Here is a 12,895-nt window from a genome sequence, read left to right on the forward strand (position 1 = left end):
ATGCTCGACGCCTTCCGCGCCATCCTCGACGGGGACGAGCCGCCCCCGCCCGGCAGCCCCGCCCCGAGCGAGGAGGAACTCACCCGCGCGCTTCAGGTGATGCTGAAAGGTCAGTGCGTCTATGCGGCGACGCCCGGCATCGGCCGCTCCTACGAGCTGGCGCGCCACTACGCGCCGTTCTTCCGCGACTACTTCGCCTGCCTCGGCTACCGCTTCGAGGTCGCCCACCGCGACCAGATGGTCTTTTTGTCCCTGCCGCCCGACGGCGTGCGCCACGACGCGCAGGGGGAACGGCTGCGCAAGGACGAGACGCTGGTGCTGCTGGCCCTGCGGCTCGCCTACGAGGAGGGCCTGCGCGATTCCCGCGTCGCCACGGACGGCACAGTGGAATGCACCACCGACGACATCGCCGATTCGATCCGCTCCGCCGCCCGCTCCGACCCGCCCGACGAGACCCGCCTCATCGAGATCCTGCGCCTGTTCGCCCGCAAGGGCGCGCTGCGGCTCGGCGAGCGCGACCGTCTGGAGCGCGTGACCCCGCTCACCGTGATGCCGGGCATCGCGGTGCTCTCGCCGGATGCCTGGATGGATCAGGTGCGGGCCTGGGCGGCGGCGGGGGATGGGCGAGGGGAAGGCAAGGGCGGCTGAGCCCACGGCACCGCCGCGAACGCGCCTTCCAGGAATGAGATCAGAGCGCTCACCCGCGCCGGCCGCGGCAGGCCCGGCGGCATCACGAGGTTCAGCGCGATCGGCGGCGGTTGCCAATCGGGCATCACCCGTTCCAGCCGGCCGGCGCCGAGGTCGTCCCAGATCGTGAAGTCCGGCTGCACCGCGAGACCGAGCCCCGCCCGCAGCGCGGGCGCCAGGGCGTCGGCGTTGTTGGCCCGCAGCGGCCCCTCCGGTGCGACCGAGGCGGTAGTCCCGGACGCGTCCGAAAAATGCCAGCGGTCGGGCGTCGGCAGATAGGCGTAGCCGAGGCAGGCATGGCGCTTGAGGTCGTCCGGGTGCTCCGGCCGCCCGTGACGGTCGAGATAGGCCGGCGTGGCGACGAGCGAGCGGCGCACGCCGCAGAGCCGCCGCACCCGCAGGGAGGAATCGGCGAGCGCCGCGATCCGCAGGCCCAGATCGAACCCGCCGCCGACCAGATCGACCTGGGCGTCCGACAGATGCAGATCGACCGAGACCTGGGGGTGGGCTGCCAGAAACTCCGGCAGGACCGGCGCCACGTGGGCGACCCCGAACGACATGGGGGCGGCCAGCCGCACCCGTCCCCGCGGCGTGCCGTTGGCGTCGAGCGCGCGCGCCTCCGCGGCCTCGCCCGCCGCGAGCAGGGCGGCGGCGTCCTCGCGGGCGGCGCGGCCCGCTTCCGTCAGCGCGAGGCGTCGCGAGGTGCGGTGGAACAGCCTCGCGCCGAGCCGCTCTTCCAGCCGCGCGACGGCCTTGGAAACGGTCGCCTTCGACAGGCCGAGATCGTCCGCAGCGCGGGAGAAGGACAGGCTCTCGGCCACGGAGGCGAACACCGCCCAGGCCTCGAAATCCGGAAGACGCGCCATGGGAAAAATCCGAAACGATGCGTTTCGATCGTTTCTGTTTTATCGCGGCTTGGCAAGGACCAGATTGGGCTCACGCGGATCGGCCAAGATTTCTGAGGCCAAGATCCGAACCGAGGAGTTCCCCCCATGTCCGAGCACGGCCTCCACCACGTCACGGCCTTCTCCGGCCCGACCGCCCGCACCGTCGATTTCTACACCCGCGCGCTCGGCCTGCGGCTCGTGAAGAAGACCGTCAACTTCGACGATCCGGGCACCTACCATCTCTATTTCGGCGACGAGGCCGGCACGCCGGGCACGATCCTGACCTTCTTCCCCATCGCGCACGCCGCCCCCGGCCGGGTCGGCATCGGTCAGGTGTCGGAGACGGCGTTCCGGGTGCCGAAAGCCTCGATCGGCGCCTGGACCCACCGCTTCGTCGCCATGAACGTGGCGCACGACGCCCCGGTGACGGTCTTCGGCGAGACGGCTCTGCGGTTCCGCGATCCCGACGGGATGCCGCTGGCGCTCGTCGGCGTCGAGGGCGCGGAGGCGGAAGCCGCCTGGGCGGCCGGCGACATCGCCCCCGAACAGGCGATCCGCGGCTTCCACGGCGTCACCCTGCTCCTGCGTGAGGCGGGGCCGACCGCGGCGATCCTGACGGGTGTGCTGGGCTTCGAGGAAGTCGGCACCGAGGGCAGCGCGGTCCGGCTCAAGGGCAGCGCGGTGCTCGGCGGTTTCGTGACGATCCGGGCGGTGGGCGACTTCCTGCCCGGCCGCCAGGGGGCGGGCTCGGTCCACCACATCGCCTTCCGGGCCAAGGACGACGCGGCGCAGGAAGCGATGGCGGCGGCGCTGCGCCGCGACCACGGTCTCGACGTGACCGAGCAGCGCGACCGGCAGTATTTCCGCTCGATCTACTTCCGCGAGCCGGGCGGCGTGCTGTTCGAGATCGCCACCGACGCGCCGGGCTTCTCCGTCGACGAGCCGACGGAGGCGCTCGGCACGGCGCTCAAGCTCCCACCCTTCCTCGAGCCGCATCGCGGGCGGATCGAGGCGGTGCTGCCGAAGGTCGCGTAACGCTACAGAATCGGCCGTCCGGATCCGCCCGGACGGTCCTCATCCCCGTCCCGCGCATTGCGGACGCTGCCCAGCTGGGATAGTTCGACATTCGGGTCGAACGACAGTTCTGCGGGTGGCTGGAATGAAGATATCGCATGATCAGGGCTATCTTCTTTTGGCGTTCGGAGCGAAGAAATATCTCGACATGGCGTATGTATGCGCCTTGTCGATCCGGCACTACGATCGTGAGCGCCCGATCCAGCTCGTAACCGATGTCGATGCTGGCGCGTTGGATTACGGCCATCGCGTGTTCGACTTGATCTCGACCATAGATGTCCCGCGCGCCGCCTGCGGACCCATGCTGAAGCTCGAGGCGTATCGCTATAGCGCCTTCGCAGAAACTTTGTTCATCGACACAGATTGCTTTGTCCTGAAGAGCCGTATCCGCCGTATCTGGGAGGATCTTTCGGAAGATTACGAGTTCGGCATCCCTGGCGAGGTCAAGAAATCGGGAACTTGGTACGACATGCCGATTGCCGAGATGTGCCGGGCGGCCGAGATCGTGAGCCTTGTCCAGATCAATAGCGGCGCATTCTTTTTTAAGCGGGGTCAGGTCGCCGAATCGGTTTTCGCGGAAGCCAAGCAGTTCCATGACACGCTCGGCAACGTCACCGGACTGCTCCATTATGGCACAACGCCCTCCGACGAGCCGTTCCTAGCGATGGCTCTTGGAAAGATTGGCATCGTTCCGATGCCGGTCATCGATGAGATGGGCCAGGCTCTGATGCTCACGACCATCAACGGTCGGGAGTTCGAACTCGATGCATTTTCGGGTTTTCCGCATTTCCGTAAAGGTAAGACTCTAGCTTATCCAACGATCGTGCATTTCCCGGGTGTCGCGCCGCGAGAGATATACCTGTCATTGGCCGAGAAATTTACGCTCCGTTACAGTAAAAATGATTGGCCGAACATCAAGGCGCGCCTCGAGTGACACAAATTGGACAGCGCGCCCGATGACACTGCTGCTCAGGAGTTCGCCATGACCACCCCCATCCTCGCCGGCTTCCAGCACCGTTTCGAGCCCGGCACCGACGCCGCCGCCCCGCCGCTCCTGCTCCTGCACGGCACCGGCGGCGACGAGAACGATCTGATCGGGCTCGGCCGCGCCCTCTCGCCCGGCTCGGCGCTGCTGTCGCCGCGCGGGCCGGTGCTGGAGAACGGGATGCCCCGCTTCTTCCGGCGCCTATCTGAGGGCGTGTTCCACGAGGCCGACGTCGTCCGCCGCGCGGGCGAGCTGGCCGCTTTCGTCGCTGAGGCGCGGGAGGCTTACGGGATCGGTGCGCCGGTCGCGGTCGGCTTCTCGAACGGCGCCAACATCGCCGCCGCGACCCTGTTCCTGCACCCCGAGACCCTGGCCGGCGCCGTGCTGCTGCGGGCCATGGTGCCGCTCAAGGTGATGCCGGCCGCCGACCTCGCCGGCCGTCCGGTGCTGCTGCTGTCGGGCGCCCTCGATCCGATCGTGCCCGCCGACAACGCCGCCCGCCTCGCCGCCGGGCTGGAAGCGGCGAGGGCGGCTGTCACCCATACGGTCCAGCCGGCCGGCCACAACCTGTCGCAGGCCGACCTCGCGGCGGCGGGCGCGTGGCTTGCTAGGCTGACGCAGAGCCGCGCCGCTTGAGGGCGCGCCCTAGTTCCGGCCTGCCCGCATGGCAGGGAAGGCCGGAGCCGGGCGCGCCGATTGCCGAGGAGATGCCGTGTTCCCGTTCCTCTCCAAGCGCGGGATGGCCAGCCTCCAGCGGCGGCAGGCGGCGCAGGTCAAGAAGACCCTCAAGGCCGCGACGCGGACCACGCAGGCGGCCCTGCGGCAGGCCGACAAGACCGCGAAGGCCATCGCCCGCGACGTGGCGCAGGACGCCGCCCGCGAGATCGGCCGGACCGTCGCGCAGGCGACCCGGCCCGCTCCGAAGCCGGTGCGGCGCGCGGTAGCCGGGCGCTTCGTCACCGTCGATGGCCTGCCGGTCCACGTCCTCGTCAAGGGTCGCGGCCGACCGGTGGTGCTGATCCATGGCAACGGCACCATGGCCGAGGACTACGCCATCAGCGGTCTGATCGATCGGTTGGCCGCCCGCTACCGGGTCATCGCCCTCGACCGGCCGGGCTTCGGCCGCACCGACCGGCCGCGCGCCCGCATCTGGAGCGCCGCCGCGCAAGCCGCCCTGATCCACCGCGTGCTCGACGCGCTCAACGCCGAGCGGCCGCTCGTCGTCGGCCATTCCTGGGGGACCATCGTGGCGCTCGCCATGGCGGCCGAGCCGCGCCGGCCCTTGCGCGGTCTGGTGCTGCTCTCGGGGTTCTACTTTCCGGAAAACCGGGCGGACGCGACGCTGGCGGGCGCGCTCGCCGTGCCGGGCCTGGGCGATGCCGCCCGCGCCCTCGTGCCCGACCGGGTCAACCGGGCGCTGGCAGAGCAATCGTTCCGCAAGGTGTTCTGGCCGCAAGCCGTGCCCGCGAAGTTCTCGGAGCGCTTTCCCGTCGAGGTCGCGGTCGCCTCGCAGCAATTGCGGGCGGTCAGCGAAGACGCGGCCTCCATGAACGCCGCCGTCTCCCGACTCCAGACCAGCTACGGCCGCCTCACCCTGCCCGTGGCGATCCTCACCGGCGACGCCGACGGCCTCGTCGATCACCACACCCAGTCGATGCGCCTGCACGGCGTGTTGCCCGACAGCACGCTCACCGTCCTGCCCGGCCAGGGTCACATGATCCATTACGCCGGGCGGGCGAAGGTGGAGGTGGCGATCGATGGGCTGATGGCGCGCAGCCCGCCTCGGGAAAGATAGGGACAAGACCCCGCGCAGCCCTGCCCGACCTCGCCCGCCCTTGCGCGCCGGGGCCCCAGCGTCCATTCCCCCCGCTCGACTGGCATCTCGGGACCCGGCGGCTCTTCCTTGTGTATCGCCTGACCGACATCGCGATCTCGAACTGGTACCTCATCCGGCGCGAGCAGATCCGGATTCGGGGGGCGGCGGCGCTCGTCGGTCCGACAGGCGCGGGCAAGTCCACGATCTTCGACGCGGTCGGCACGGTGCTGGCCGGCAACAACGCGAGCCGGCTCGCGCTCAACGCCTCCGCCTCGGGCCGCTCCGCCCGCACCGTGCGCGACTATTGTCTCGGCTGGATCAGCGACCCGGCCGAGGGCGGGCGCCCGACCCGCGAGGCCTGCGAGACCGTCATCGCGCTGGTGTTCGAGCATCCCGGCAGCGGGCGCATCGTCACCGTCGGCCTCGCGCTCGCGGCGCGGGCCGAGGAGCCGAAAGAGGAGACGCTCTCGCGCTTCGTCGCGGTGGGCCACCGCTTCGAGATCGCCGACTACGTGCGCGAGACGGACCAGGGCAGCTTCGTCGCGCCCTGGGCCGAGATCGCCGCCGATCTGCGTCGCCGCTCAGAGACCTTCGAGGAATACCGCACCTCCGGCGAGCGCTTCACGGCGGCCGTGCTGGCGACTTTGCGCGAAGGCGCGCCGGTGCCCGATCCGCGCCAGTTCCTGCGCACCTTCTCCAACGCGGTCGCGTTCAAGCCGATCTTCGACACCAGCGCCTTCGTCCGCTCCTTCGTGCTGGAGCCCGAGCCGCTGGATGTCGCCCGCATCCGTCAGTCGATCGAGACGTGGCGGCGCTTGCTTGAAACCATCGAGGAGTTGGAGAAGCGGCTTTCTCACCTCACCCGCCTGTGCGGGCGCTACGAGGAATGGGCGCGGGCGAGCCTCATGGCAGCCCTCGACGACCTGCGCGCCGCGGGCGCGGATCTGCGCCGCCGCGTCCTCGATTGGGCCGGCACCCGCGCGGCGCTCGCCGACGTCACCGAGCGCCTGCGCATCGCCCGCGAGAGCGTGGCCACGAGCCAGGGCTTCGTGCGCGAGATCGATGCCGAGATCGCCGCCCGCAAGGCGATGCTCTCGGGCAGCGCCGCGGAGGCGCGGCTTGCCGCCTCCAATGCCGGCCTCGCCATGCTGGCCCGCGACCGGCGCGACCTGACGGTGCGCCTCGGCCACGTCGTCGGCCTCGTGCAGGAGGCCGGGCGGCTGGCGAGCGTCGGCGCGACGCTGCGCAAGGTCGCCCCCGATGCCGTGCGCATCGTCGAGGCCTGCGCCCGCTCGGGGCTCCGCCGCGAGGCTCCGCCGGACGAGATTCTTCGAGTCGGCGGGCCTTTAGCCGGGCTGCTCGACGCTCTGGCCCAGATGCCCGACGTGACGCTTTCGCTGGAGAGCGCGGCGGAAGACCTCGGCTACCGGGCGCGCGAGCGCGAGAACGAGGTGCGCAGCCTCGCGGGCCAAGTCCAGTCCGGCCGCAACAGCGCGGCGCGGCTCTCGGCCGATACGGAGGCGTTCCGCGAGGAATTGAGCCGGCTCGGGATCGAGGCGGTGCCGGTCTGCGAACTCGCCGAGATCGTCGATCCGAAATGGGGTCCGGCCCTCGAAGGTCTTTTGGGGCGCGCCCGCGAAGCCCTGGTGGTCGAGCCCGACCGCCTCGACCGGGCGTTCGCGCTGCTCGACGCGAAGAAGAACCAGTTCTTCCGCTGCCTGCTGGTGAAGACCACCGACACGTCGCGGCGCGCCGCGCGGCGGATCGACGACGGGCCGATGGGCCTGATCGAGACCGATAGCCCGCACGCGGAAGCCTTCCTCGCCGCCCGCCTCGGCGGCTACGATCTCGCACCCGACGACGCCGCGCTCGCCCGCATGGGCCGGGCGGTGGCGCCCAGCGGGCGCTCGACCTCGGGCATGGCCTATTCGGTGGTGCGGCCGGTTCCGCTGATGATGACGCGCGGCCAGCGCGGGCCGACCATGGACACGCGCCGCCGCCTGGAAGAAGCGGAGATCGAGGCCAAGGCGCTGCGCTCCGAGGCCAACGTGATGCGCGAGGCTGCCCGCATCGCCGCGCAGCTCCGCACGCGTCTCGCCGAGACCCCGGTCGACGTGGCCGCGCTCCGGGCCGAGGCCGACGCCATCGAGGGCCGCCGCCGCACGCTCACCACCGAGCAGGAGGCGGTCGCCAAGGCCGATAACGGCGCGATCGAGGCGGAGCTGAAGGAACTCGCAAAAGAGCGCTCGGCCTATCTCACCGAACTGGTGCAGGTGCTGGAGCCCAAGCGCGACGCCCTGCTCGCCGAGGAAGCCGGGTTGAAGGCCCGCCTGAACCAGGGCCGCGAGGCCGCCCGCTCGGCGCTCACGGCCTATCGTGCGGCGGTGAAGCGCTGGTCGTCGGGCGACACGGTGCGCATCCGGCTCGCCGGCCCGGCCCCGGCCGACGCGCCGGGGGTGTTCGCGGGAATCGCCGGGGCGCGGGCCGACCGGGCCGATCTCGATGCCAAGGCGCTCACGGCTCTGGCCTCCCAGGCCCGCAACGCCGCCCGCGAGGCGACCGAGACCGCCCGCCACCAGGGCCGCGCCGCCGAGCGCGACCTCGCCGAATACTGCGCCGCGTGGCGCGTCGAAAACCCGTTGGGATCGGGGGAGACGCCGGCCTCCTTCGGCTATGCCTGGGCGGTGCGCGCCCGCGACGAGGTGGCCGGGCACGAATTGCGCCGCTACCGCGATCAATCGTTGCGGGCGGAGGCCGAGATGCGCCGCCTCATGACCGAAGATCTGCTGACGCGGCTCGCCGACAAGTTCGAGCGGATGCAGGCGCGGCTCGATGCGCTGAACGAGCGCCTGTCGTCCCAGACCTTCACGGGCCAGACCTATGCCTTCGAGGCGGCGGTGGACCGCCGCTACGCCGCCGTCCACCAGCTCGCGACCGAAGTCGCCCGCTCGCCCGATGCCGCGCAGGCGGTGCTGCCGGGCGCCGACGACACCGCGGCCGAGGGCGGCCACCTCGCGGCGGCGCTCGCCGAGATCACCGCGCTGATCGAGGGCGAGGAGAACGCCGCGCGCTTGGCCGATTACCGCAACTACTTCGTCTACGAGATCGGCATGAAGGATCGGGCGGGCAACCGCACCACCCTGTCGAGCCGGGCCCTGCGGGGATCGGGCGGCGAGGCGCAGGCGCCGTTCTACGTGGCGATCGCGGCCTCCATGGCGTCGGCCTATTATCCCGGCGACCGACCCGGCGAGGATGCCCCGGGGCTCGGCCTGTGCCTGCTCGACGAGGCCTTCTCCAAGCTCGACGTGCGCAACAGCCAGTCGCTGGTCGATCTGTTCGGCGGCTGGGGCCTGCAACTCCTCATCGCCGCCCCCGAAGACAAGCGCACCACGCTCACCGAGGTGATGGACACCGTGGTGACGGTCTACAAGAGCCCGGACCTGACCTCGGTGCGAATCGAATCGGAGCATCCGCTGGAAACGGCCAAGCGCGCGCTCGCCGCGATCAATCCGGAGCGGCAGGGAGTCGAAGCGTTTCGCGTCTCGGACGCCGCTGAGTAGAACAGCACCTGCGAAAAGCGCAGGCTTGGCCGGCAAAACCGCCGGTTCTTCATCGAACTTTATGCCCCGCGGCCATTGACGCCTCGGAGCCCCCCGTCTAGAAGCGCGCCACTCCGGTGGATCGAGAGTCGCTTTCGGGTCGAAGCCAGGGGCTTCGGCGACCGTCGTCAGACCGATACCGGCATCATATCCTGGCGACTTCGTCAGATCAGCGGGTAAGACCGCGTCGGTTTCCGGCGTGATCCTCTGCCTCACCATCGCCAAAGGCCCTTATCGGCCTCTGGCGCTATTCGTTTTGCCGCGGGCTCGCTCGCGGTACGGGCGCCCCGCAAGGGGCACGAGTTCAGACTTTGGCCGCCAGGTCGCGGCCGGATGAAGAGGGCACAGGATGCCGACGATCAACCAGCTGATCGCCCAGCCGCGCAAGGCGCAGAAGGCGCGCAACAAGGTGCCGGCGCTCAACGCCTGCCCGCAGAAGCGCGGCGTCTGCACCCGCGTCTACACCACGACCCCGAAGAAGCCGAACTCGGCGCTTCGTAAGGTCGCCAAGGTGCGCCTGACCAACGGCTTCGAGGTGATCGGCTACATCCCCGGCGAGGGCCACAACCTTCAGGAGCACTCCGTGGTGATGATCCGCGGCGGCCGCGTGAAGGATCTTCCGGGCGTGCGCTACCACATCCTCCGCGGCGTGCTCGACACGCAGGGCGTCAAGAACCGCAAGCAGCGCCGTTCGAAGTACGGCGCCAAGCGTCCGAAGTAAGATTCTTCGGACGGTCGTTTCCACGGCCTCGCAAGGATGTCGCCGGCGTCATGCTCAAGGCGGCCTGCGCGAGGTGCTTAAGCCAATTTTTCTGAGAGCACGAAGATGTCCCGTCGTCACTCTGCCGAGAAGCGCGAGATCATCCCGGATCCGAAGTACGGCGATGTCGTCCTGACCAAGTTCATGAATTCGATCATGTACGAGGGCAAGAAGTCGACCGCCGAGCGGATCGTGTACGGCGCCTTCGACATCGTCGAGAGCCGCGCCCGCGCCAACCCGATCGAGGTGTTCCGCGCCGCCCTCGACAACGTCGCCCCGGCGATCGAGGTCCGCTCCCGCCGCGTCGGCGGCGCGACTTACCAGGTCCCGGTCGAGGTCCGCACCGAGCGCCGTCAGGCGCTGGCCATCCGCTGGCTGATCCAGGCCGCCCGCGGCCGCAACGACCGCACCATGGTCGAGCGTCTGTCGGCCGAGCTGCTCGACGCCGCCAACAACCGCGGCAACGCCGTCAAGAAGCGCGAAGACACCCACCGGATGGCCGAGGCCAACCGCGCCTTCTCGCACTACCGCTGGTAATTCGCTTCAGGCGCGCCGACCGCGGCGCGCCTCGCCCGCCCTTCTTCCGGAGAGACCCCGATGCCCCGCACGCATGCGATCGAGGACTACCGTAACTTCGGCATCATGGCCCACATCGATGCCGGCAAGACCACGACGACCGAGCGGATCCTCTACTACACCGGAAAGTCCCACAAGATCGGCGAAGTCCATGAGGGCGCCGCCACGATGGACTGGATGGAGCAGGAGCAGGAGCGCGGCATCACCATCACGTCCGCGGCGACGACCTGCTTCTGGCGCGAGAAGCGTCTGAACATCATCGACACCCCCGGCCACGTCGACTTCACCATCGAGGTGGAGCGCTCGCTCCGCGTGCTCGACGGTGCCGTGTGCGTGCTCGACGGCAACCAGGGCGTCGAGCCCCAGACCGAGACCGTGTGGCGTCAGGCCGACAAGTACGACGTGCCGCGCGTCGTGTTCGTCAACAAGATGGACAAGATCGGCGCCGACTTCTTCAAGTGCGTCGCCGACATCATCGGCCGCGTCGCCGGCAAGCCGGTCTGCCTCCAGCTGCCGATCGGCGCGGAGTCCAGCTTCAAGGGCGTGATCGACCTCATCAAGATGAAGGCGATCGTGTGGTCGGGCGAGGCGCTCGGCGCCAACTTCTCCGAGGAGGAGATCCCGGCCGATCTCGCCGATCAGGCCGCCGAGTACCGCACCAAGATGATCGAGGCCTGCGTCGAGCTCGACGACGACGCTATGACCGCCTACCTCGAGGGCGTGGAGCCGGACGAGGAGACGCTGCGCAAGCTCGTCCGCCGCGCCGTGCAGCTGCGCGCCTTCCACCCGGTCCTGTGCGGCTCGGCCTTCAAGAACAAGGGCGTGCAGCCGCTCCTCGACGCCGTCGTCGACTACCTGCCCTCGCCGGCCGATCGCGGTGAGATCAAGGGCCTCGACTTCAAGACCGAGGAAGAGGTGGTCCGCCGTCCGAGCGACAGCGATCCCTTCTCCATGCTCGCCTTCAAGATCATGGACGACCCCCACGTCGGCACGATCACCTTCTGCCGCGTCTATTCGGGCAAGGTCGAATCGGGCGCCAACGTCATCAACTCGTCGCGCGACAAGAAAGAGCGCGTCGGCCGCATGCTGCTGATGCATGCCAACAACCGCGAGGACGTGAAGGAAGCCTTCGCCGGCGACATCGTCGCGCTCGCCGGTCTCAAGGACACCCGCACCGGCGACACGCTGTGCGACCCGAAGGACGCCGTCATCCTCGAGAAGATGGAGTTCCCGGAGCCCGTCATCGAGATCGCCGTCGAGCCGAAGTCGAAGGCCGACCAGGAGAAGCTCGGCATCGCGCTCTCGAAGCTCGCCGCCGAGGATCCGTCCTTCCGCGTCTCGACCGATCAGGAATCCGGCCAGACCATCCTCAAGGGGATGGGCGAGCTCCACCTCGACATCAAGGTCGACATCCTGCGCCGCACCTACAAGGTCGACGCGAATATCGGCCAGCCGCAGGTGGCCTACCGCGAGAAGCTGACCCGCCGTCAGGAGATCGACTACACCCACAAGAAGCAGACCGGCGGTACCGGTCAGTTCGCCCGGGTGAAGTTCGTGGTCGAGCCGAACGAGCCGGGCGCCGGTTTCTCGTTCGAGTCGAAGATCGTCGGCGGCGCGGTGCCGAAGGAGTACATCCCCGGCGTCGAGAAGGGCCTCAACTCGGTCCTGGGCGCGGGCGTGCTCGCGGGCTTCCCGGTGGTCGACGTGAAGGTGGAACTGATCGACGGCGCCTACCACGACGTCGACTCCTCGGCGCTCGCCTTCGAAATCGCCTCCCGCGCCGCCTTCCGCGAGGCGCTGCAGAAGGGTGGCTCGGTCCTGCTCGAGCCGGTCATGAAGGTCGAGGTGGTCTCGCCGGAAGAATATACCGGCTCGGTCATCGGCGATCTCAACTCCCGCCGCGGCCAGATCCAGGGCCAGGACATGCGGGGCAACGCCAACGTCATCAACGCGATGGTGCCGCTGGCCAACATGTTCGGCTACGTGAACCAGCTGCGCTCCTTCTCCCAGGGCCGCGCCAACTTCACGATGCAGTTCGATCACTACGAGGAAGTGCCGCGCGGCGAGGCCGACAAGGTCATCGCCAAGTACGCCTAAGGCTCATGCCTGAGGTTCGCGCCTCAGGCACTTCCACTCACGCAACCGTATTCGAATTGAGGAGGCCCCGATGGGCAAGGAAAAGTTTTCCCGCACGAAGCCGCACTGCAACATCGGCACGATCGGTCACGTCGATCACGGCAAGACGTCTCTGACGGCGGCGATCACGAAGGTGCTGGCGGAGTCGGGTGGGGCGACCTTCACGGCCTACGACCAGATCGACAAGGCCCCCGAGGAGAAGGCGCGCGGCATCACGATCTCGACCGCCCACGTCGAGTACGAGACCAACAACCGCCACTACGCCCACGTCGACTGCCCCGGCCACGCCGACTACGTGAAGAACATGATCACGGGCGCGGCGCAGATGGACGGCGCGATCCTGGTAGTGTCGGCGGCCGACGGCCCGATGCCGCA

General features: G+C 69.3%; 11 protein-coding genes. 10 read left to right on the forward strand and 1 reads right to left on the reverse strand.

From position 1 onward, the window contains the following. Positions 1 to 648 carry a DUF4194 domain-containing protein gene (locus tag BM140_RS05125; RefSeq protein WP_091942629.1) on the forward strand — a complete coding sequence of 216 codons (648 nt, stop codon included), beginning with the start codon at positions 1 to 3 and terminating at the stop codon, positions 646 to 648. On the opposite strand, the gene BM140_RS05130 is transcribed toward BM140_RS05125, so the two are convergent. Continuing rightward, entirely contained in the window at positions 591 to 1,553 is a 963-nt protein-coding gene (locus BM140_RS05130; RefSeq protein ID WP_091942631.1) for a LysR family transcriptional regulator, read from the reverse strand. The two genes, BM140_RS05125 and BM140_RS05130, sit on opposite strands and share 58 nt — an antisense overlap. Positions 1,554 to 1,679: 126 nt before the next feature. Between BM140_RS05130 and BM140_RS05135 the strand changes: the two genes are divergently transcribed. From BM140_RS05135 to BM140_RS05175, 9 genes are all read left to right on the forward strand, one after another. After that, the gene (locus BM140_RS05135) at positions 1,680 to 2,609 is read left to right on the forward strand and encodes a ring-cleaving dioxygenase (protein ID WP_091942633.1); all 930 of its coding nucleotides are present in this window, start codon (positions 1,680 to 1,682) and stop codon (positions 2,607 to 2,609) included. Positions 2,610 to 2,724: 115 nt separating this feature from the next. Further along, positions 2,725 to 3,582 (forward strand): hypothetical protein, encoded by an 858-nt coding sequence (locus BM140_RS05140; RefSeq protein WP_165616391.1) that lies wholly within the window; start codon positions 2,725 to 2,727, stop codon positions 3,580 to 3,582. Between the two features lie 48 nt (positions 3,583 to 3,630). Beyond that, positions 3,631 to 4,269 (forward strand): alpha/beta hydrolase, encoded by a 639-nt coding sequence (locus BM140_RS05145; RefSeq protein WP_091942636.1) that lies wholly within the window; start codon positions 3,631 to 3,633, stop codon positions 4,267 to 4,269. Positions 4,270 to 4,345: 76 nt separating this feature from the next. Beyond that, positions 4,346 to 5,428, forward strand: a complete 1,083-nt coding sequence (locus BM140_RS05150; protein WP_244535297.1) for an alpha/beta fold hydrolase — start codon at positions 4,346 to 4,348, stop codon at positions 5,426 to 5,428. A 110-nt stretch (positions 5,429 to 5,538) separates the two neighbouring features. After that, positions 5,539 to 9,009 carry an SbcC/MukB-like Walker B domain-containing protein gene (locus BM140_RS05155; RefSeq protein ID WP_091942638.1) on the forward strand — a complete coding sequence of 1,157 codons (3,471 nt, stop codon included), beginning with the start codon at positions 5,539 to 5,541 and terminating at the stop codon, positions 9,007 to 9,009. Positions 9,010 to 9,397: 388 nt separating this feature from the next. Beyond that, positions 9,398 to 9,769, forward strand: a complete 372-nt coding sequence (gene rpsL, locus BM140_RS05160) for a 30S ribosomal protein S12 (RefSeq protein ID WP_004447775.1) — start codon at positions 9,398 to 9,400, stop codon at positions 9,767 to 9,769. Between the two features lie 105 nt (positions 9,770 to 9,874). Then, positions 9,875 to 10,345, forward strand: coding sequence for a 30S ribosomal protein S7 (gene rpsG / locus BM140_RS05165; protein WP_091942640.1), 471 nt, complete (start codon positions 9,875 to 9,877; stop codon positions 10,343 to 10,345). 60 nt (positions 10,346 to 10,405) lie between these two features. Beyond that, positions 10,406 to 12,481, forward strand: coding sequence for an elongation factor G (gene fusA, locus BM140_RS05170; protein WP_091942642.1), 2,076 nt, complete (start codon positions 10,406 to 10,408; stop codon positions 12,479 to 12,481). A gap of 70 nt (positions 12,482 to 12,551) precedes the next feature. Then, the coding region (locus tag BM140_RS05175) for a GTP-binding protein (RefSeq protein ID WP_207549426.1) at positions 12,552 to 12,895 on the forward strand (344 nt) is incomplete at its 3' end.

Source organism: Methylorubrum salsuginis, from assembly GCF_900114375.1.
Classification (GTDB): Bacteria; Pseudomonadota; Alphaproteobacteria; order Rhizobiales; family Beijerinckiaceae; genus Methylobacterium; species Methylobacterium salsuginis.

What these genes read in the sequence shown, in the direction of transcription:
- BM140_RS05125 (WP_091942629.1), top strand. Translation starts at nt 1, where the DNA reads ATGCTCGACGCCTTCCGCGCCATCCTCGACGGGGACGAGCCGCCCCCG.
- BM140_RS05130 (WP_091942631.1), bottom strand. Translation starts at nt 1,553, where the DNA reads ATGGCGCGTCTTCCGGATTTCGAGGCCTGGGCGGTGTTCGCCTCCGTG.
- BM140_RS05135 (WP_091942633.1), top strand. Translation starts at nt 1,680, where the DNA reads ATGTCCGAGCACGGCCTCCACCACGTCACGGCCTTCTCCGGCCCGACC.
- BM140_RS05145 (WP_091942636.1), top strand. Translation starts at nt 3,631, where the DNA reads ATGACCACCCCCATCCTCGCCGGCTTCCAGCACCGTTTCGAGCCCGGC.
- rpsL (WP_004447775.1), top strand. Translation starts at nt 9,398, where the DNA reads ATGCCGACGATCAACCAGCTGATCGCCCAGCCGCGCAAGGCGCAGAAG.
- rpsG (WP_091942640.1), top strand. Translation starts at nt 9,875, where the DNA reads ATGTCCCGTCGTCACTCTGCCGAGAAGCGCGAGATCATCCCGGATCCG.
- fusA (WP_091942642.1), top strand. Translation starts at nt 10,406, where the DNA reads ATGCCCCGCACGCATGCGATCGAGGACTACCGTAACTTCGGCATCATG.